Source organism: Thalassospira lucentensis, assembly GCF_050516545.1.
GTDB lineage: Bacteria > Pseudomonadota > Alphaproteobacteria > Rhodospirillales > Thalassospiraceae > Thalassospira > Thalassospira lucentensis_C.
The window spans coordinates 1,370,662-1,391,044 of the sequence record NZ_CP191544.1 but is presented as its reverse complement, the minus strand read 5'-3'; the positions used below and the strand labels follow the sequence as shown (position 1 = coordinate 1,391,044).

At 51.5% G+C, this 20,383-nt stretch carries 19 protein-coding genes and 1 tRNA gene; 6 read left to right on the top strand and 14 right to left on the bottom strand.

Annotated features, from left to right (window positions below; all coding sequences use genetic code 11):
- Window positions 1-362: 362 nt before the first annotated feature.
- From ACQ0MK_RS06410 to ACQ0MK_RS06400, 3 genes are all read left to right on the top strand, one after another.
- The gene (locus ACQ0MK_RS06410) at window positions 363-1,958 is read left to right on the top strand and encodes a bifunctional metallophosphatase/5'-nucleotidase (RefSeq protein WP_430475324.1); all 1,596 of its coding nucleotides are present in this window, start codon (window positions 363-365) and stop codon (window positions 1,956-1,958) included.
- Between the two features lie 152 nt (window positions 1,959-2,110).
- Window positions 2,111-3,067 (top strand): carbohydrate kinase family protein, encoded by a 957-nt coding sequence (locus tag ACQ0MK_RS06405; RefSeq protein ID WP_430475323.1) that lies wholly within the window; start codon window positions 2,111-2,113, stop codon window positions 3,065-3,067.
- 109 nt (window positions 3,068-3,176) lie between these two features.
- Window positions 3,177-3,419: an Lrp/AsnC ligand binding domain-containing protein gene (locus ACQ0MK_RS06400; protein ID WP_033069566.1), complete on the top strand. Its 243-nt coding sequence runs from the start codon at window positions 3,177-3,179 to the stop codon at window positions 3,417-3,419.
- A 73-nt stretch (window positions 3,420-3,492) separates the two neighbouring features.
- Here ACQ0MK_RS06400 and ACQ0MK_RS06395 read toward each other — a convergent pair whose 3' ends face one another.
- Both ACQ0MK_RS06395 and ACQ0MK_RS06390 read right to left on the bottom strand, forming a co-directional pair.
- Complete coding sequence (locus ACQ0MK_RS06395; protein ID WP_430475322.1) at window positions 3,493-3,975, bottom strand: hypothetical protein; 483 nt, start codon at window positions 3,973-3,975, stop codon at window positions 3,493-3,495.
- A gap of 150 nt (window positions 3,976-4,125) precedes the next feature.
- A tRNA-Ser gene (locus ACQ0MK_RS06390) sits at window positions 4,126-4,218 on the bottom strand.
- 283 nt (window positions 4,219-4,501) lie between these two features.
- Between ACQ0MK_RS06390 and ACQ0MK_RS06385 the strand changes: the two genes are divergently transcribed.
- Window positions 4,502-4,723, top strand: a complete 222-nt coding sequence (locus tag ACQ0MK_RS06385; protein ID WP_430475321.1) for a hypothetical protein — start codon at window positions 4,502-4,504, stop codon at window positions 4,721-4,723.
- 162 nt (window positions 4,724-4,885) lie between these two features.
- Here the strand turns inward: ACQ0MK_RS06385 and ACQ0MK_RS06380 are convergent, their stop codons facing one another.
- From ACQ0MK_RS06380 to ACQ0MK_RS06350, 7 genes are all read right to left on the bottom strand, one after another.
- On the bottom strand, window positions 4,886-6,064 hold the full coding sequence (locus tag ACQ0MK_RS06380) for an MFS transporter (RefSeq protein ID WP_430475320.1): 1,179 nt from the start codon (window positions 6,062-6,064) through the stop codon (window positions 4,886-4,888).
- Window positions 6,065-6,114: 50 nt separating this feature from the next.
- Window positions 6,115-7,146, bottom strand: coding sequence for a GlxA family transcriptional regulator (locus ACQ0MK_RS06375; RefSeq protein ID WP_430475319.1), 1,032 nt, complete (start codon window positions 7,144-7,146; stop codon window positions 6,115-6,117).
- 136 nt (window positions 7,147-7,282) lie between these two features.
- A complete protein-coding gene (locus ACQ0MK_RS06370; RefSeq protein WP_430475318.1) occupies window positions 7,283-8,971 on the bottom strand; it encodes a hypothetical protein in 1,689 nt (562 codons plus the stop codon).
- Window positions 8,972-9,241: 270 nt separating this feature from the next.
- Window positions 9,242-9,838, bottom strand: coding sequence for a PqiC family protein (locus ACQ0MK_RS06365; protein ID WP_430475317.1), 597 nt, complete (start codon window positions 9,836-9,838; stop codon window positions 9,242-9,244).
- Complete coding sequence (locus ACQ0MK_RS06360; RefSeq protein WP_430475316.1) at window positions 9,835-11,514, bottom strand: intermembrane transport protein PqiB; 1,680 nt, start codon at window positions 11,512-11,514, stop codon at window positions 9,835-9,837. The genes ACQ0MK_RS06365 and ACQ0MK_RS06360 overlap by 4 nt, the downstream gene beginning before the upstream one ends.
- Window positions 11,511-12,845 (bottom strand): paraquat-inducible protein A, encoded by a 1,335-nt coding sequence (locus ACQ0MK_RS06355; protein ID WP_430475315.1) that lies wholly within the window; start codon window positions 12,843-12,845, stop codon window positions 11,511-11,513. Before ACQ0MK_RS06355 ends, ACQ0MK_RS06360 begins: the two co-directional genes overlap by 4 nt.
- Before the next feature lie 147 nt (window positions 12,846-12,992).
- Window positions 12,993-13,892 (bottom strand): LysR family transcriptional regulator ArgP, encoded by a 900-nt coding sequence (locus ACQ0MK_RS06350; RefSeq protein WP_430475314.1) that lies wholly within the window; start codon window positions 13,890-13,892, stop codon window positions 12,993-12,995.
- 102 nt (window positions 13,893-13,994) lie between these two features.
- On the opposite strand from ACQ0MK_RS06350, the gene ACQ0MK_RS06345 reads away from it, so the two are divergent.
- The gene (locus ACQ0MK_RS06345; RefSeq protein ID WP_430475313.1) at window positions 13,995-14,621 is read left to right on the top strand and encodes a LysE/ArgO family amino acid transporter; all 627 of its coding nucleotides are present in this window, start codon (window positions 13,995-13,997) and stop codon (window positions 14,619-14,621) included.
- A gap of 60 nt (window positions 14,622-14,681) precedes the next feature.
- Here ACQ0MK_RS06345 and ACQ0MK_RS06340 read toward each other — a convergent pair whose 3' ends face one another.
- Together ACQ0MK_RS06340 and ACQ0MK_RS06335 are read right to left on the bottom strand one after the other, a co-directional pair.
- Window positions 14,682-15,260 carry a thymidine kinase gene (locus ACQ0MK_RS06340; protein WP_430475312.1) on the bottom strand — a complete coding sequence of 193 codons (579 nt, stop codon included), beginning with the start codon at window positions 15,258-15,260 and terminating at the stop codon, window positions 14,682-14,684.
- A 40-nt stretch (window positions 15,261-15,300) separates the two neighbouring features.
- Window positions 15,301-16,242: a LysR family transcriptional regulator gene (locus tag ACQ0MK_RS06335; protein WP_430475311.1), complete on the bottom strand. Its 942-nt coding sequence runs from the start codon at window positions 16,240-16,242 to the stop codon at window positions 15,301-15,303.
- A 106-nt stretch (window positions 16,243-16,348) separates the two neighbouring features.
- Here ACQ0MK_RS06335 and ACQ0MK_RS06330 point away from each other — a divergent pair, with 106 nt between their 5' ends.
- Window positions 16,349-17,029: a type 1 glutamine amidotransferase domain-containing protein gene (locus tag ACQ0MK_RS06330; RefSeq protein WP_430475310.1), complete on the top strand. Its 681-nt coding sequence runs from the start codon at window positions 16,349-16,351 to the stop codon at window positions 17,027-17,029.
- An 81-nt stretch (window positions 17,030-17,110) separates the two neighbouring features.
- On the opposite strand, the gene gatB is transcribed toward ACQ0MK_RS06330, so the two are convergent.
- Genes gatB through gatC form a run of 3 tightly spaced genes read right to left on the bottom strand, consistent with a single transcriptional unit; the run spans window position 17,111 to window position 20,337 of the window.
- Window positions 17,111-18,565: an Asp-tRNA(Asn)/Glu-tRNA(Gln) amidotransferase subunit GatB gene (gene gatB, locus ACQ0MK_RS06325; protein WP_350042685.1), complete on the bottom strand. Its 1,455-nt coding sequence runs from the start codon at window positions 18,563-18,565 to the stop codon at window positions 17,111-17,113.
- Between the two features lie 3 nt (window positions 18,566-18,568).
- A complete protein-coding gene (gene gatA / locus ACQ0MK_RS06320) occupies window positions 18,569-20,047 on the bottom strand; it encodes an Asp-tRNA(Asn)/Glu-tRNA(Gln) amidotransferase subunit GatA (RefSeq protein ID WP_430475309.1) in 1,479 nt (492 codons plus the stop codon).
- On the bottom strand, window positions 20,047-20,337 hold the full coding sequence (gene gatC / locus ACQ0MK_RS06315; protein WP_350160636.1) for an Asp-tRNA(Asn)/Glu-tRNA(Gln) amidotransferase subunit GatC: 291 nt from the start codon (window positions 20,335-20,337) through the stop codon (window positions 20,047-20,049). The genes gatA and gatC overlap by 1 nt, the downstream gene beginning before the upstream one ends.
- Window positions 20,338-20,383: the final 46 nt, after the last annotated feature.

Here is a 20,383-nt window from a genome sequence, read left to right as displayed (position 1 = left end):
GTTCCGCTTCTGCGGGGTTTCCCTTAGGTTTACGAGTATCGCCTTATTATCATCCATGGCTTTCGGAACAATATATTTTCTTGGTAAACTTAATAATCAACCAAATGAATTTTTTACGAAATCGGCTGAAACGCTTCGTCCCGTCGCATATCGATTCTTAATACCCGGTCCGCTTGGCCCTGATCGCTTCACGCATTTTGGTGCATCTTTCACCTTACAGTCATCAACCGGGCATACCTTCCGTGTAAGTTTGATGTTAGCATCCACTGGGGAAAGTAATTTCCGCCTCAAAAGCTTTGATATGCCGTGGCAACCTCTTCCGTCAGAGACAGGAAAGCTTGCCCATTTGTTGGAGAGTAATGATGAAACAAAAGATTGCAGGGCTGCTATCAGCTTGCACCATGCTGACCCTTGGTGCGGGAAGTGCATTGGCGGATTACGATTTGCGTATCCTTCATACCAACGACGTTCATGATCGCGTTGAATCCGTTACCAAATACAACAACACTTGCAATGCTGAAGACGACGCCGAAGGAAAATGCTTCGGGGGTTATGCCCGCCTTGCAACTGCGATCCGCGATGCCAAGGCCGAAGGCGGCAATGTTCTTGCCCTTGATGGCGGCGACCAGTTTCAGGGATCTCTTTATTACGCGACCTACAAAGGCACCCTTACCGCTGAATTGATGGAAATGGCAGGCTATGATGCCATGACCATCGGCAACCATGAGTTTGATGATGGGCCGGAAGTGCTCGAAGCCTTTATCAAGGCAAGCAAAGTTCCTGTTCTCTCAGCAAACGTTCACCCAACAGCCTCTTCCAGTCTTAAAGGTAAAATCATCCCCGACACCATCATCGAACTTGGCGGTGAGAAAATCGGTTTGATCGGGATTACCACCGAAGAAACCCCGGACATTTCCAGCCCCGGTGATCAGGTCGAAATCACGGATTCTGAAATGGCCCTGCGCTATTCAGTTGCGCGCTTGCGCCTTAAAGGTGTTAACAAAATCATCGTGATGAGCCATTCGGGCTCTTACAAGGATTTCGAACTGGCCAAAACTGTGAGCGGCATCGACGTCATTGTTGGCGGCCATGACAATCAGTTGTTCTCAAACACAAATGAAAAAGCCAATTACCCCTACCCGGTCGTTGAAACCGCACCGGATGGCAAACCGGTTCTGGTTGTACAGGCCTATGCCTATAGCCGCTATCTCGGTGAATTAAATGTCACCTTTGATGATGCCGGTGTCGCAACCGGCTGGTCTGGTGAACCGATCTCGCTCGATGCCAGCGTTAAACCTGCTGAAGACGTTCTTGCCGTAATTGCTGCGGCAAGTGAAAAAGTTGATTCGGTCCGCAACATTGAAGTCGGCAGCTTTACAGCATCCGCAGACGGATCACGCGAAACCTGCCGTCATATGGAATGCTCTATGGGGTCGCTGATTGCCGACGCGATGCTTTGGAAAGCCGGCGAAGGTTATCAGATCGCCATTCAAAACGGTGGTGGTGTTCGTGCCAGTATTGATGAAGGCACGGTCACCATGGGCGAAGTCCTGACGGTGCTTCCGTTCCAGAACGCATTGGCAACCTTCAACCTGTCTGGCAAAGACGTCGTTGCCTCGCTTGAACATGGTGTTTCTAAAGTTGACGAAGACAAAGGCCAGTTCCCGCAGGTTGCAGGCCTGAAATTTGATCTCGACCTTTCGCAGCCAGTCGGATCGCGGGTTTCAAATGTCATGGTTGCCGAAGGCGACACCTATGCCCCGATTGACATGAACAAGATGTATGGCGTCGTTTCAAATGACTTCATGCGCAATGGCGGTGACGGCTATGCCCTGTTCCGCGACAATGCGAAAGATGTCTATGACTTCGGCCCGAACCTTGAACAGGCCGTCGCGGACTACATTGGCATGAACTCGCCAGTGACCCCGATGGCAAGTGATCGGATCATGCTGAAGTAATCAGCACAGCATAGCAATAACGACAAAGGGTGGCTTATCATGGGCCACCCTTTTGTTTTGCTTGCCTTGGCGCGGTTCCGAGGCTTATGAAAGTCGCTTCTTAAGAATTGCGCGTCACGGATGTGGCGTCCCACGACAAAGAGCAACACACTGTGAACACGCCTTCAGCCAACATCCTTTGCTTTGGTGCCGCCCATTTTGACCGAACTTTGCAATGCACTGGACGCTTTGTTCCGGCGGCATCAAATCCGGTAAGAACCCTTCATCGAAAGCCCGGCGGCGTTGCACGCAACATTGCGGTCCATTTGCGTTTGCTGGGCAACAATATCGCGATGCTAAGTGCTGTTGGCGATGATGGTGATGGTGAACATGTCATCGCGGCACTCTCTGAAATCGGCATTGATACCCGCCGCATGATGAAGCTTGAAGGCAAACACACCGCTGGCTACACCGCCGTTCTTGATGAAACGGGCGAACTTGCACTGGGCATGATGGATGCAGAGGTCTATGACCTTTTGACCATTGACCGGCTTGCCCCCCAATTGACCAATCTTAAGGCATGGCCATGGTGGATGGTTGACGCCAACCTGCCTGTTGAAACGATTTCCTGGTTGGCTGACAATAAGGGCAACACCAAACTCTGTGCCGCCACTGTTTCACCGAGCAAGGCTGTACGTTTCAGACCTGTGCTCGATGAACTTGATCTTCTGATCACCAATCAGGCGGAAGCAAGCATTTTGACCGGCATTGAAATCAAAGAGATCGCACAGGCAAAAACCGCAATCCAGTTGCTGCGCGGCAAAGGCATTCCGGACGTTGTGATTACACTTGGTGCAACTGGCGTCGTATCATCGTCATCGCAAAGCGGAACGGCTTTCTGGTCCCCGCTTGCAACTAGGTTACGTGATGTGAACGGGGCTGGCGATGCGTTCTATTCCGGTTTCCTGTCTGCATTTTCCAAACCCCATGCACAAATGGACGATGCCGTTGCCAACGGTCTTGCCATGGCAAGCCTTACGGCAGAAACAAATGGCACAACAGTTTGGAACCTGTCACAGACCACCGTTGCCGAGCGCGCGGCACAGGCTGAGAAGAAGCCACTGGATTAAGGTGCCCGGCTTTGAGACATACCGATCAAAGTGCCAAGCTAGACGATTGCAAGCCCCGTCCAAGCCGGGTAGCTTGTGAGAAACTCAAAATCAAACAGGAGCAGATCCGATGCATCCGTTTTTCATTTTCGTGAAATGTGAACTTGGCAAAGCCTATGATGTGGCTGCCGACCTTGTTGAAGAAGTCGAAGGTGTGTCGGAAGTCTATTCCATTTCCGGCCCGTTTGAGCTTCTGGTCAAGGTCTATGTCGAAGACGAACAGGATATCGGGCGCTATGTGAACGAACAAATCCACAAGCTGCCGAATATCAAAGACACCCAGACCATCATTACGTTCAATGCCTTCACCTAGGTTCATCTGAACAGAAAAACAAAAACGCGGCGAATTTACACGCCGCGTTTTTTTATGCCGATTTTGCACCAGATCAGTTACGCACCACGCCGCGCATAATGTCGAGAATGATATCCGTGCCACGCTCAATCAGAACGACGTCATCGCCGACAATCTGACGAATGGCATTGTCTGTCCGGCCCGGAAGTCGCGCCTGCAAGTCGGATGGCAAATCCCGTTTCGCAATGCCTGGTGGCAAGGAACCCCCACGTTCAAGTTTCATGGCAATCCCGGGCGGCAGACCTTTGTTACTGCCTTTTCCGCCTTTGCCATCCTTACCGCCGTTGTTACCACTATCATCGTTTCCTGTAATGACATCGGCAACATCAAGCACTTCCTTGATGATACGGCGTTCTTCTTCGGAAAAAATGCCGCCGCCCTGTGCGATCTCGACTAAAACGTGATCATGGTTGTGGTCAATGCCATGTGCCATCGCAGGTATCAAGGCAATGCTGCTACTACCAACAGCTAAACCAGCGCCCAGAACGATTTGATAAAATGTCATTTTTTCTGGCATTTATTCCTCAATCCATATTGTTACGCATTACTTAAAGATATGGGTGCATCGCAAAAATGCGAGACCCGCCTGAACAAACAACGTTTTGGGAATGGGTTTTCTGCCATTGGCACAAAAGAAAAAAGCACCCGACTAGGGTGCTTTAATCAATGGCGGGCAAGGAGGGATTCGAACCCTCGATAGGGCTTGTCACCCTATACTCCCTTAGCAGGGGAGCGCCTTCAGCCACTCGGCCACTTGCCCTCTATCTCTTTGGTGTTCCCTGCGGAACGACGCCTTTCTTAAACACCGTCATGGCGCATGTCAATGCCCGAAACTGGCGTTAAGGACGTTTTCTTTTTATCAGGCCCACCAAATAAAACCAGCAGCTTTTTGCCGCCTGCTCTCATGGCGTTTTGTGGTTGAAAGTGAAAAGAGTCTTCAAACCATCACAGACTTGTCATCGGTTGGAAAAAAACACCTGTCATAAAGCCAGTGTCGATTGGTTTTTTACTGTCACCTGATGCAAAATGCTGGTTGGAGAAAGATGCGTACCATCTATCAAAGCACCGATGATCTCGGTCATACCCTCCGCGCCCTGAAAACGATCAGGGAAGGTCACACAGATCCGGTCTATTTGGGCCTGGTCATTCAAGATCGCGAAGTTCTTTTCCAAACCCGTGAAAACAGCTCGCGCGATTTCGTTTTGCAAAAGATCAAAGAATTCGTCGCGGGCAACGCGGCCTCATTAACATCACAACCGGCCTGATAGCCGGTTTTTTTATGCCCGGATGCTCCCGGCCCTCATCGGGTATTCCCGGGCAGCCGATTGAGTTTTTCAGTCGCGCCAGGGCGAAACTCCCCGTTCGCCCTGCAACTTCGCCGCCGGTCCTAATGACCGGCGGTTCCTTTTATCTTTTTGGCCCTGCCCTTAAGCACCTGCGGTGACGCGCTTGGCAATCGAACCACGCCACATAAGCACCAACGCAATTAGCACGACCGGAACAATCCCGTAATTGATGACATTCCATCCCGCACCGGCAATCAGCGCACCGCTTACGGCTGATGCAATCGTTGCCGTGATGCTGTTACCAAGTTCCATCAGGCTTTGTGCATGACCACGTTCTTCGGCATTATGCCCCTCGCCAAGCATGGTTGTGCCCGCAAGCAGCATCAGGTTCCATCCAATCCCCAACAAGAACGAGCTGATCAAAAACGCCGTCACAGATACGCCAGACACAGCAACCAAAGCACTGGCAGCTAAAATAAACCCGCCCAGAGATGCCATCCGACGTGCCCCGAACCGATCGATCATCGGACCGGCAACGAAGGCAGGTAAAAACATACCGATCAGATGCCACCGGATCACATTGGCCGACACGTCAACATCAAACCCGCAATATTTCATGGCAAGCGGGGTCGCTGTCATCACAAGGATCATGATGCCCTGCCCCGCAGCACTGACCGCAATCGCCCCACGGATCACAGGCCGACCCAGAAGTGTTTTCATAACGGTCCTACTTGATCCACTTCTGGTCGGAATGCCGCCATCGGGCAAAAAGGCCATCAGCAAGGCACCCATCGCGGCCAGCCCCGCCAAAGCAACAAATGCCCCCGCAAATGGCACCGCCAACATATCACGGCTTGCCACGGCAATTTCAGGGGCGATAAAGGCTGCGAGAACACCACCCCCAACGACCAAAGCGGCGGCACGGCCATTCTGTGACGTCTCCACGGTTTCAAGTGCGGCGTAACGGTAATACATCGCCGATGCTTGATATGTCCCGATTAGAAGCGGCGCAATCGCGACAAGCCAGAACTCGCCGATATAAATACCACTTGCCAGCAACAGTCCCCCGACGACACCGCATATGGCTCCGAAGAACAGGCCAACACGCCGTCCGCGTCTTTGCATCAGCATCGCCAATGGATGCACAGACAATAAATTACCCAACATCAATATACCCAAAGGCAAGGTTGCCAATTCGGGTATAGGTGCCAGGGAAACACCAACAATGGATGTCAGAGTGATCCCGATAAGCGAACAGGACCAATAAAGTGCCTGTGCAGCGAAAAGTAAACGCAATGGTCCATTGGTCAGTAACAACATGTTCCTAACTCCGAATAATCGAATTGCAATGAAGGATGTCTAAAGGCGTATCAGGTCGCGCCGACCAAAGACTTCCGGGCGAACCGTTCGGCATATTCTTGTGGGCTGACTGAAAGATGTCGCTGAAATGCCCGGCGTAATGTTTCCGGATGCCGGAACCCACACAGATCGGCCACCCGCGAAATGGTCAATGTTTCGTCCTGTAGCAACGCGCGGGCGGCTTCAACCCGGACTCGTTCGACATAGCGTGCCGGACTCATGCCCAGATCACGCGAAAACACCCTTGAGAACGTCCGTGGCGTCATTCCGGCCCGATCTGCAAGAGATTCGAGCGATAAGTCAGACGCAAGGTTTGCCGGCAACCATTCAAGAAGACTGCTTAGTCGGGCGGTTGAACCGCTTTCAGGGGTTAGATATGCGCTGAACTGTGCCTGCCCGCCCGGGCGCTTCAGAAACATCACAAGCCGACGCGCCACTGAAAGGGCCAATGACCGGCCAAAATCGGCTTCAACAATTGCAAGGGCAAGATCAATGCCTGCCGTTACACCGGCTGAGGTGAAAACATGCGGGTCACCGTCAATTCCGGTCGGATCATAACTATGTAGCCGGTCTCCCATCATATGGATGGCGGGAAAGTCGCGTGCCATCTGATCACAGCGTGACCAATGGGTGGTTGCCATCCGCCCATCAAGAACACCGGCCTCGGCCAAAATCAATGCGCCTGAACAGACCGAACCTAATCTTGGAATGATTTTCTCTGCACGCTGAACCCAGTCTAGAATGGGCTGATGTCGCCTCATCTGAACAACGCCGTTCCCACCGGCAACAAGCAACGTATCAACACCCGACAGATCCAGTTCTCGCCACCCCATGTCGGCATATAGCCGCAGACCACAGGACGTCTGAACCGGTCCGGTATTTTCTGCAACGATGATACCTTCATATGCTTTGGGGCGGCCGAGAACTGCAAGTTCGTCATTGGCAGAGCCAAACACTTGAAGCGGCCCGACAATATCAAGGCTCATCACATCATCATATGCGTGACAGACGATCAATTTCGGGCTTTCGACAGTGTCGGACATTGCGGCTTCTCCTTATGACAGGTTCAGCATGCCGCAGATCAACACTGGCAACAACGACAAACACCCCACGAATCTTGCCATGATGGCATCGTGGGGTGTTTTCATGTCAGTTCATCCGAAAGCAGAAGAAAGGTCTCTAGAATCCGCTTCGTTGCAACAACGCATAAAAATCGCGGATGGTGCCTTCTTTCGTCGTCATGTCCTTGATGTCATCGACCAGTTTATCGGTGAAATTGGGTTGCTTGAGATAGCCCACCACCCTTTTCCTGGCCATTGCCGCAGACTTGCCTTCGATCAGAACACCACTCGAACAAAATTGTACAAGCATATAAGCACGTTTGCGCAAATGGAGTGCCGGGTTATCGATACGCTCGATCACCTTTTCGCGGACAAGGTATTCAGCCAGACCATCATCAAGCTTTTCAGCAATTTCTGCTTTTAGATCATCATCCAATTTACACTCAGCCAAGACGTCGCTCATTTGCTTGACGGTCGCCATCTTGTCGCGCGGCTTGGATTCTGGATCGCAGAATGCCCGCAATGCTCGCATGTCTTTGACTGCATCGCGCATCATCTTGATCAGTTCATCGGAAAAATCTTCAACGATACCGCTATTCGCAACTGCAATCAGCCAAGTCAGTTTTCGCCAGTTCGGAAGAAGACGGCTGGTGATTTCAGCAACGCCTTCGATCAAGCCGCGTGGCCCACCAACATTGCGCAGACGTGCACCACGCTCAGCCAACCCTTCAACCATCGGGGCACCATAAATAACCCCGTTTTCTGTAATCAGACGGTCAAGGATACCCTCTAATGGATCAGGATCTGTTTCATGACGGGTCAGGTTGTTTGCGCTGCGCAGTTCCCGAACGATGTAATCAAACATCGCTTCCTGACTGGTCGCAAGTAAGCCAGAGCCAAACAACGGATTAAGCAGTTCAAGAATATCATCCGCTGCCCCGCGATTACCCTTTGCCCGGCCAAGGGCCAGATCAATATGCATGGTAACCGCCTCGCCAAAGCTACGAGAACTGCCCAAAAGGTCCTTAAGCGCGACCGGAGACCCAAGGATGTCTGCAATTACATCATCAAGCAACTTACGCGCAGCTTCGTCCTTCTCATCGCCCTTAACCTTAAGGGCAAGATCAAGCTTACCGACCCAGTTGCGCGTTGATGACATAACGCGTGTTAGCGCTACCATCGTAAGGAAATCAGTATCTTCGGCCAGATTCAGGCGGCGAATTTCATCACGCACTTCTGAAATGGTTGCATCTTCGAATGCAGGAAGATCAACCTTTTCAACTTCACGTGCACGCGCTGAAAGTTGTTCAATCGCGCCATGAAGATTGTTCATCGCCTCGATATGATCGCCGTCGGTCGCCTTGGCATGAAGCCCGGCAACCTTGTCGACCGCAGTCGGCATCAAGGTGTCATGAAACATCAACTTGCGAAGGTTTTGGTAATTGTACATTACCTCGCAAGGAGTCAGAATTTCCTGTTCAAAATATTTGCGCAGCAACCTGTTGATGGTCGCGCGGCTTTCTTTCTGCAACAGGTCGTTGTCAGTTTCGCAAAGCGGTGCCTCGTCGATGTGAGAGACGCGAACGTCTTCTTCCTCATCCTCACCGGCACCTTCTTTTTCAAGAAGTACTTTTTCGATATGACGACCGTCGCCGCGTTCCCAGTTACGGACGACGCGTACGGCAGAAACCTTGGTTTTCAGAAGCTTTTCAGCTTCCGTTACCGCTTCCTTTTCGACATCAAATGTCGAATGGATGATCCAGCGATCCCCCCGCTGGACTGTAACTTCAAATGTCGTATCCGACATGATGCGCTCTGGCTCCCTAACTTCCTGTTTGGGGCGGCATTTATTTGCCAGTTATTAGTCAGGCGCGTGTCCCGTTTTTTATATTTGTATCTTCTTTATAAGGCTATTCGGGTGATGAAAACAATAGGTTGTTATGGCCTTTTCCAATTTCTTGGCAGTTTCACTTGCCTACGCGGCATAAAAAACTTTGTGCCATGCCATAAATCGAGCACCTGTCTCAATCCGAGATTGAAATCCGATCTGCTTATCCAAGCTTATTCAGCCTCTTCGTCACGGCAGGTGACTGGAAATCTCGATCGTCATATCAGAAAGCAATGTACTCATGGCCAATACCGTACTTTCGATCGACGTATCAGAAGGCATACTGACCTTGTTATATGTTGCGGCCCGGACGATCTCACCACTTTCAAACCGGATCAGTTTCCAGCGTGCCGTCAAGATAACATTTCCGTCCGGTTGACGTTCAAACCGGTCAATATCAAGAACAACTTGCCAGTCGACACCATCGCGTGATGTCCACGGGAAAGCTTCAAGTCGTGATGCCTTCCCTGTCCGCCCCATATTATCCATCAGAACCCGGTTGATGTTTTCATCAAGTGGCTCTGCCCAACGATAACCGGAATTGACTTCAACACGATTGGTGCTGCTTCGCGACACAATGGTTGATCGATCCAGATGGCTCGGGATCGTGACCGGACCAATGCCAATAACCGGTGCCTGGATGGATGGCTCTGATACCTGTTGCACGGTCGGCGACAACAGGTAGTAGCGATCAGGAACAGATTGCGCGGCACAGGCCACCAACAATGGCGCAAGAAGTACCAAGACACACTTACCGATATGCATTCGGATCATCTGTCGCATCATTCATCCTCCTTCGGGCCACTTTTCCCAAGGATCAGAGCACTCGGGTTTTGTTCAAGAAATTCCGTGAGATCGCGTAACGAACGTGCAGTTGCACTGAGTTCCTTAAGCGCCTGTTCCAGATTGTAACGCACGGGCGATGATGGTGAAGTTACATCCCGAACACCACCCAGTGCTTCGCGTGCAGCATCAAGTGCCGTTTGCGTTGCAGGAAGAACGCTAGAATCCAGATTATCAACCAGACTGCTAATCCCCGCGGCCGCCTGCTGCAGGCTTGTCATGCCTTCGGTTAAGGCTGGCGACGTCACAATATTCTCCATCCCCTCAACCGTACCCAGCAAACGAATACCAATCTCTTCAAGCGGAAAGGTTTCAACTTTCTCCAACAGACTGGTCAGGGAATTGGCAATTTCATCAAGCTTTTGCGGCAAAGTCGGCAATTCAGGAATGTTGCCATTTCGATCGCCCAGATATCTGGCCGGTGAGACCGGATTCATCGATAGATCGACAAACAATTGTCCGGTGATGAAGCTGCCTGTTTTAAGCCTTGCCCGCAGGCCGTCCTCAACCAAGGTTTTAATCGTGGCCTCAGGATCAAGGTCGCCCACATTTGCGCCAATAAGCTGTACCCGTTCCGGTTCAATTGTCACGACAACCGGAACACGGAATGACCGCTGACTGACCACATATTCCAAATCAACGCTTTCAACCGTTCCGACCCGGATACCATTAAAATCCACCGGCGCACCACGTGACAGGCCACGTACAGAGGAATCAAAATAAAGGATGTATTTCTGGCTATATCCTTGCGCAAGCAACTCGGCCTTTTCCAAACTGCTATGTAAGCGGAAAATTGTTTCGGCCGGTGCCTGATCTTCATTCACACTTACATCTGGCGTATAGAAATTAATCCCCCCCGCCAGAACAGAACGCACCGATTGCGCCCGCACCGAAAGCCCATCTGCATTCAGGTCAAGTGCGATACCGCTTGAATCCCAAAACCGCGTATCGCGTTTTACAAGCGCATCAAAAGGCTTGCGAATAAAGACCGGGATGGAGACACCGTCAGCATTTTCATCAAGTTCTGTTTCAAGAACCTCGCCAACTTCAATCCCCCGCAACAAAACTGGTGTCCCGGATCCCAGTGACCCAAGCTCTTCAGCTTTCAGGACAAACCGGGTGCCGTCTTCATCGTCATGAATGGGTTGCGGCTCTTCTTCGCCGACAAAGTTTTGTTCTTCTGATCCTGTCTTATCTGGAACCACTTCGATATAGGCGCCTGAGACAATCGTATCCAGACCCGTGATACCCCGGACGGTTACGCGGGGCCGCACCACCCAGAACCGGGTGTTTTCAGTAAGATATTCACTAAAGTCCGCATCCATTCTGATGGTTAAGCGGACATGGTCCAGATCTTCGGCAAGATTGATCCCAATCACCTGCCCGACATCAACATCACGATATCGAACGGCCGTTTTACCGGCAGATATTCCGTCAGCCGTTTGAAACGTCACACTAATTTCCGGCCCCTTTGACACGATATCGCGCCAAAGCAACCACCCGCCAATGATCAACGCAACAAGCGGCACCAGCCAAATGATGGAAAACCGGCTCCAGCCTTTTTTGACATCAGGCACGCCCGGCCGCCGGTCAAATGAAGAAGTATTCTCGTCAATCATGACGGCGTCCCCTGTTTTTCAACTTGGTCTTGTGCGTAGACATCCGGCGTACTGGATTGTTGTGATCCGCCCATTCCTGTCCGGTCCCATATGAGACGTGGATCGAATGCCATCGCTGATAACATGGTCGCAATAACCACCCCGCAAAAGGCAACCGCGCCAAAACCCGGCTGAACGGATGCGATATTGCCAAGCTTGACCAATGCAGCGAGGATCGAGACCATGAAAACGTCAACCATCGACCAGCGCCCGACCAATTCGGTAACCCGATAGATCAATGTGCGTTCCTTAAGGGGTCCTGAAAGCCCTAAATAGGTTGTCATATAGACCCAGCTCAACATGACGATCTTGACGATTGGCACCAGAATGCTTGCGGTAAAGACCACAATCGCAATGGGCCATTCCCCTGCTTTTGCCAATACAGCCACGCCCGATAGAATGGTATCGGCCTCTGATCGTCCCAGATAAGTCACGGTCATAATCGGGAAGATATTGGCAGGCACATACAATATCACGGCTGTTGCCAACAACGCCCATGCCCGTGAAAGACTTCTGGCTTTCCGTTGATGGACAACATCTCCGCATCGCGGACAACGCGTATGACCGTCTTTTTGGTCCTTTACCACCATCGCACATGTGTGACAGGTCAGAAGACCGTAATGTCGGGCCTGCGAAACACTGTTTCCGTTCGAAAGATCGGCAAGATCACTTTGATCAAGATATCGCAAACTGGCCGGGGCAATGCGCCGCCAGACATTGCGTGGATCAAGGGTTACATTCATCAGCAAAGCCACCGGAATAAGGCAGCAAATTGCAAAAAATGCCGGACCCGCAATCACTTGGGCAAAATCGGTCAATTTGGTAAGTGCGACCAGCAATCCAATCAGGAAAACATCAAGCATCGACCAAGGCCGCACCATCGCAAGAATACGCCAGACTTTTTGCATTCCGGGCAAACGGATATTCAGCGAGATCGGCAGCAAGACGTAGATATGTGCAAAAATCAGAAATAACGGCGCAACAATCGACGTCAACGCAACCATAAAGGCCAGAAAAGGAAACCCTTCCTGCCAAAATGTCAAAACGCCACTGCCCAGTGTGTTGGTTTCAACCCGCCCTTCCATGGCAAAGGTCAAGATCGGATAACTGTTGGCGATGATGAACAGCAAAAGCGCGGTAATGGCAAACGCCAACGGCTTGTCAAACCGTGATTGTTCCGCAGAATATAACGGTGACCCACACCGCACACAGCACGCCACACTACCTGCCGGGATGTTTTCCTCGACATGAAGATAGTCGCAATGCTCACATGCAATCAGTCGATGCGACATGGTTTCCCTGTTTAAACAAACCGTTATACAAAATGGCTCATCTGGCAAAGTAAGCGACAAATTTTACTTTAAGTCAAATTTGATCCGCGTATCAAAGCCTTCCTCTAATCGAACCACGTCCCTTAAAAATCCAAACCCATCAACTTGTTACGCGGTAATTTTGGGCAAAAAACGGCGGGCTTGTGTTAAGACAATCTCGTTGACCTTATCAAGAAGACGGCTTTGGATGGTTTTGTGATGCCAATAAAGCGGTCGGTCTATCGCATGCTGACAAGGCTGAACCAGACTTCCGTTCCGCAATCCTTCTTCGGCCTGTTGTTGTGCGACAACGGCATAGGCGATGCCCTGCTCGGCCACGGTGACGAACCCTTGCGAACTTGGAACCATATGCGCGGGAAACTCGCCAGGATTTAGTCCGAAATACTGTTTTAGAAACTGATTTTGCAATTCGTCATGTTCTGAAAAATTTACCGCCGGACATGCGCGCAAGGCATCTGGCGTCACGCCATTGGCGAAGTACCGCGCGTTAAATTCAGGCGATACAACCATGACATAGCGCATTACCCCCAACGGGCGCACCCGACATCCCTGGATGGGTGCGGATTGCATACTGATCGCACTCAACACCGTCCCGTCCTGCAAGGCTGTGTGGTTCAAGGATTCATCATCAACCGTCAGATGGACCAGAAGCCCCAACTGTTCGAACAGATGTTTGGGCACATCAACAAACCACGTCGCAAGGCTGTCGGCATTGACCGCCAATGCCACCTGCCCGAACCGGCCATCGGTTTGAATGACGGGAAGTTCTTCATGGAGTTCCTGTTCTAGCAACCGCACACTTTGATAATGCGCAAGGAACCTTTGCCCTGCCACCGTCGCGGCAATCGGCTTGGCCCGAATAATGACAGGTTGCCCCAAGCGTTCTTCCAACAGCTTCACACGTTGCGATACAGCAGACTGGGTAAGGCCCAATTCACGTGCTGCCTTTTCAAAACTGCCATGACGAATGACCTCGGCACTGGCCTGAAGCAATTTGTAATCGAGCATACCCACACCATTATTTTTTCTAATGATACTTTACCATAATTCGATTTTCTTATTTCAAAAAATTGATATCACTGGCGGACCAACAAACACTGGGATGCCGAAATGCTTTTGACTTATGCGACCGGATTTGGCCTTGGCGGCGGATTGATTATTGCCATTGGCGCACAAAATGCCTTTGTCCTTGGACAAGGATTGCGGCGCAATCATCCGATGATGGTTGCGTTTGTTTGCGCACTCTGTGATGCGGTTTTGATTGCGGCAGGCGTTGCCGGACTTGGGACGTTGATTGCCGCCTACCCGCTTTTGACAAAGATCGCGGCATGGGGTGGCGGCGCATTTCTGATCTGGTACGGGTTTGGCGCACTCAAACGGTTATTCGAAACCGAAACACTGTCCGACGAGGCCATAAGCAAAACGGGATGGCAGGCTGTTCTTTCGACCACCTTGGCAGTCACACTGCTCAACCCGCATGTATATCTTGATACAGTGGTAATGCTGGGCGGCATTGGCGGGCAATTTCCCGCAGACCAGCGGCTTTTCTTTGCACTTGGCGCAATGAGTGCGAGTTTCGTCTGGTTTTTCGCCATCGCCTTGGGGGCGTCCTGGCTAGCGCCTTATGTCGCGCGTCCGATCACATGGAAAATCATTGATGGGCTGACCTGTGCTGTCATGTGGCTGGTGGCTTATAGCCTTCTGGCACCGGAAATCTCGGCGATGATGGCGGGCTGAAGCGCCAAATAAATTCCTCATACAATTGAAATGACGGGTGTTATCAACCCAATAATGGCCCTATTGGCCCATCGCATCCTTGAAATGGCGCCGACATACCGGGACATAGCGATCATTGCCGCCGATTTCGACCTGTGCGCCCTCAAGGACCGGGGTACCATTTTCATCAACCCGTAAAACCATCCCGGCCTTACGCCCGCAATGGCAGATGGTTTTAAGCTCATTCAACTTATCTGCCCACGCCAAAAGCCATTTCGATCCTTCGAAAAGCTCCCCCTGGAAATCGGTGCGAATGCCATAGCACAACACGGGAACATTGTGCTTATCTGCAACATCTGAAAGCTGCCAAACCTGATCTTTGGTCAGGAACTGTGCCTCGTCGATCAACACGCAATCGACCTTGCCTTTGGTCATCTGATCCAGGATCAAGGCACACATATCGGTTTTGGCATCGAACAAAAGTGCCGGGGCCTCCAAGCCAATGCGCGATGCGATTTTACCTTCGCCAAAACGGTTATCAAACGCCACCGTCAACAGCAGCGTTTTCATGCCGCGTTCGTGGTAATTGAAACTCGCCTGAAGCAGCGTGGTCGATTTGCCCGCATTCATTGACGAGTAGTAAAAAAACAGATTGGCCATGGGTCCCCCGTAAAGTCGTCAAAGGGAAATAGCCGATCAATCAGAATTGATCAATATGGCTCTCGCCTCCACCCGCATCATTCCGTGAAATATCAACATCACGCAATGCACGGCGCATGAATTCCAAAAGTGACTGCACCTTTGCGCTGCGCGTAACACCCGATGGATAAACGGCATATACTTCAAGATCTTGCAAAGCACATTCAGGCAGAACCCTGATCAAATCTCCATTCCTGATTTCCTGTTCGATATCGCACAGTGGCACAATGGCCAATCCATGCCCGCCCCGCACAAACTGCAAGCGCGCCGTTGCATTATCGACCCGTACATTGCCCGAGACACGCACGCGTTTCTCAACACCATCACAGCTAAGCGAAAGGGTTTCAGGAACGCGGCTATACATCACCCATTCATGCTCCGCCAAGGCGTCTGGTGTTTCAGGCAGGCCAGCCCGATCAATATAGGACTTGCTCGCCGCAATAATCCGCCGCGTTTGATAGAGTTTGAAACTTTTAAGATCTGAACTTTTAAGCGGCCCGGAACGAATTCCGATATCAATCCCCTGTCCGATCAGATCGACGACCTCGTCGGTCAAATGAACGTCTATGGCAACCCCGGGATAGGTCTGCCGGAATTGATCAAGGATCGGCACAATGCGCATTGTGCCAAGATGCACCGAGGATGTGATCGAAACTTTACCGACCGGTTCATCGCGCAATTCTTCCACGCGTTTACGCGCAGCTTCGGCTTCCAACGTTATGGTTCGGCAACTGTCGTAATACCGTGTTCCGGCATCCGTCAGACTGAAGTTACGTGTGCTTCGTCGAAGAAGCGGCACGCCAAGTTTTGCTTCAAGTTGCCTGATCTGATGTGAAATGGCTGCGCGACTTAATCCCATCTTGCGCGCCGCGGCCGAAAAGCCGCCTTCTTCGACCACGCGGGCAAAAATCATCATCGCCCTGACTTCGTCTAATGCTGACATCTTTGATGCTCAAATAATTTGACAATCTGTTCAGTTCTTCGATCTATCGCAAATTTTGTCAGCCAGTTATCGTCATGGCAAATGAATTCCGCGCAAGGAGGACCCAATGCGTATTTTAATGATTGTCACATCCCACGACCAAATGGGCGACACCGGCCACAAGACCGGTATCTGGCTTGAAGAACTGGCAGCGCCCTATTACCGCTTCCTAGATGCCGGCGCTGAAATAACACTGGCATCCCCCAAAGGCGGTCAACCGCCACTTGATCCCAACAGTCAGGTACCTGACGCCCTGACCGATGCGACTGCCCGATTTGAAAAAGACGAAGCAGCGCAAAAGGCATTTGCCAATACAGTGCCCCTTGATGACCTTAAGGCAGATGATTTTGATGCCGTGTTTTATCCGGGCGGTCATGGTCCGCTTTGGGATTTGGCAACCGATGCCAAGTCAATCGCCTTGATCGAGGCTTTTGTCGCCCAGAACAAACCGGTCGCCGCGGTCTGCCACGGGCCTGCCGCACTGGTACATGCCAAGGGTATTGATGGCAAAGCATTGGTCGCAGGCAAAAAAGTCACCGGCTTTACCAATGACGAAGAAAAGGCCGTTGGCCTTGAAAAAGTCGTTCCGCTGTTAATTGAAGATGAATTCAAAAAACAGGGCGGCCTCTATGAACGCGGCGATATGTGGGCATCCTATGCCGTTGTCGATGGCAAATTGGTGACCGGTCAAAACCCGGCATCAAGCGATGCCACAGCCGATGAAGTTATGAAGCTTTTGCAAGCGTGATAAATCTGGCTCTGTGATTGAATAAAAAAGCCGCCCGTCTCTATAGAAACGGGCGGCTTTTTATTAGTCTGATGATTAAAATCAGCCGAGGATTTTGTCGCGAAGCATCTGGTTGACCATCCCTGGGTTGGCTTTACCACCCGTGGATTTCATAACCTGACCCACAAACCAGCCCAGCATACGATCTTTGCCATCGCGGATTTCCTGAACCTTGTCCGGGTTCGCAGCAATCACTTCATCAATCGCCGTTTCAATCGCGCCGGTATCGGTGATCTGCTTAAGACCTTTTTCTTCGACGATCTTTTCAGGATCACCGCCGGTCTCGATCATGATTTCAAAAACATCCTTGGCGATACGGCCAGAAATGGTGTCATCAGAAATAAGATCGATCAGCTTACCAAGATTTTCAGCCGTTACCGGACTATCGGCAATGCCGACTTCCGCCTTGTTCAGCGCACCAAACAGGTTGGTAATCACCCAGTTCGCTGCCAGTTTGCCATCACGGCCCTTGGCAACGATCTCGTAGTAATCAGCCTTTTCCTTTTCGGCGACGAGAACACCGGCATCATATGCCGACAGGCCGTTTTCATTGATGAAGCGGGCTTTTTTCTCGTCCGGAAGTTCCGGCAGGGTTTTCTCGATTTCTGCAACAAACGCATCATCAAACACCAGCGGCAACAAATCCGGATCCGGGAAATAGCGATAATCATGCGCCATTTCCTTGGACCGCATCGCACGGGTTTCCCCAAGACGCTGATCGAACAGACGGGTCTGCTGAATAATTTCGCCGCCTGCTTCAAGAACTTCGACCTGACGTTTTGCTTCGATCTCGATCGCCTGCATCACAAAACGGATGGAGTTGACGTTCTTGATCTCGCAACGTGTGCCGAACGGCTCGCCCGGACGACGGACCGACACGTTGGCATCACACCGCATGGAGCCTTCGTTCATGTTGCCATCACAGGTGCCAAGATAACGCACAATCGCACGCAGCTTGGTCAGATAGGCACCTGCTTCTTCAGGGGTGCGAATATCAGGGTCGGATACGATTTCCATCAGGGCAACGCCCGAACGGTTCAAATCGATATGCGAATATTTCGGATCCTGATCGTGCATCGACTTCCCGGCATCCTGTTCAAGATGCAGGCGTTCAATGCCAACCGATTTGGTCGAACCATCTGGCATATCAAGAATGATCGTACCTTTGCCAACAATCGGCTTATCAAACTGCGAAATCTGATAACCCTGCGGCAGATCGGCATAGAAATAGTTTTTCCGTGAAAAAACGCTTTCCTTATTGATCTGGGCTTTAAGGCCCAAACCGGTTTTAACCGCCTGACGGACACATTCAGCATTGATCACCGGCAACATGCCCGGCATCGCCGCATCAACAAGACTGACATTGGTGTTGGCTTCGTTACCGAACGTGGTCGAAGCACCGGAAAACAGCTTGGACTTGGAAACCACCTGACAGTGGACTTCCAGACCGACTACGATTTCCCACGGGCCGGTTGAACCTTCGATGATATAGGTCATGGATCAGCCCTCCTGCCCGAATGGTTTTGCGGTGAAGTTTGCCGCACTTTCAAGTACGCCCCCGACACGCAGAACGGTTTCTTCGTCAAACGGTTTGCCAATCAACTGCAGACCAAGCGGAAGTCCATCAGAAGACAGCCCCGCAGGCAATGACAGCCCCGGAAGACCGGCAAGGCTTGCCGGAACAGTAAACACATCATTGAGATACATTTTGACCGGATCGCCTTCGTTTTCGCCAATCGCAAAGGCCGCCGACGGTGCGGTTGGTGCCAAAATGGCATCTACCGTTCCAAAGGCGTTTGCGAAATCTTCGTAGATGCGACGACGGACTTTAAGCGCCTTGTTGTAATAGGCATCATAATAGCCAGCCGAGAGCACATAGGTCCCGATCATGATGCGGCGCTGGACTTCCTTACCGAAACCGGAAGCACGCGATTTGGAATACATGTCATCAAGGCTGTCGCCTTCGTCCATGACACGCTGTCCGTAACGCAGGCCGTCATAGCGTGCAAGGTTCGAAGAAGCTTCTGCCGGGGCAACAATATAATAAGTGCCCAGCGCATATTTGGTGTGCGGCAGGGTCACATCGACCACTTCGGCACCCGCATCGCGCAACATGGCAACGCCGTTATCCCAAAGCTTGGTGATTTCTTCGGGCATGCCATCAACACGGTATTCTTTTGGAATACCGATTTTCATGCCGCGAATATCCCCCGTAAGGGCCGCTTCAAAATCAGGAACCGCCATCGGTGCAGACGTGCTGTCCTTGGCATCGTGACCCGCCATCGACCCCAGCATGATGGCAGCATCACGCACGGTTTTGGTCATCGGACCGGCCTGATCAAGCGAACTTGCAAAGGCGACAATACCCCAACGCGAGCAACGACCGTAGGTCGGCTTTAACCCGACAATACCACAATAGGATGCAGGCTGACGGATCGAGCCGCCGGTATCGGTCCCGGTCGCAGCAAGCGCCATTCCACAGGCAACGGCCGCAGCCGAGCCACCAGATGAACCACCCGGCACAAGGTCCTTGCCGTCTTTTCCTTTCCACGGGTTAATAACATTCCCGTAATAGGATGACGTATTGGCAGACCCCATGGCGAACTCATCAAGGTTCGCCTTGCCCAGCATCACAGCACCATTGCCAAACAATTTGTTGGTAACAGTGGATTCATATTCCGGTTTGAACCCTTCGAGGATATGCGAAGCCGCCGTCGTCTGAACACCTTCGGTGCAGAACAGGTCTTTGACCGCAATCGGCAGGCCTTCCATGGCGCCAGCATCACCTTTGGCGCGCTTGGCATCGGAGGCCTTGGCCATCTCGATGGCTTTGTCCGGAGTTTCAGTGATGTAAGCGTTCAGATTGCGATGCGCTTCCATCGATTTCAGGTGTGCTTCGGTCAGTTCGACCGAGGTATATTCACCCTTTGCCAAGCCGTCGCGGGCCTCGGCAAGTGTCAGCTTTGTCAGATCAGTCATTATTCAACCACCTTGGGCACAACAAAACAGCCAGCATCGGTCATCGGTGCATTTGACAGCACTTTTTGCTGGATGTTGCCATCGGTGACTTCGTCCTTGCGCAGCGGCAAGGTCAGATCGGCAACCGACGTCAGCGGTTCGCAACCTTCGACATCAACTTCTTGCAGTTCCTCGACAAAATCGAGGATACGGGTCAAATCACCCGCCAGTTCGGAGAGGCCTTCTTCTGACACGTTGATACGTGAAAGAAGGGCAATACGACGAACTGTTTCCTTATCCAAAGACGACATGGATGAAAGTCTCTCTTAAGGAATGACAAAAAACCCGGCAGATGGA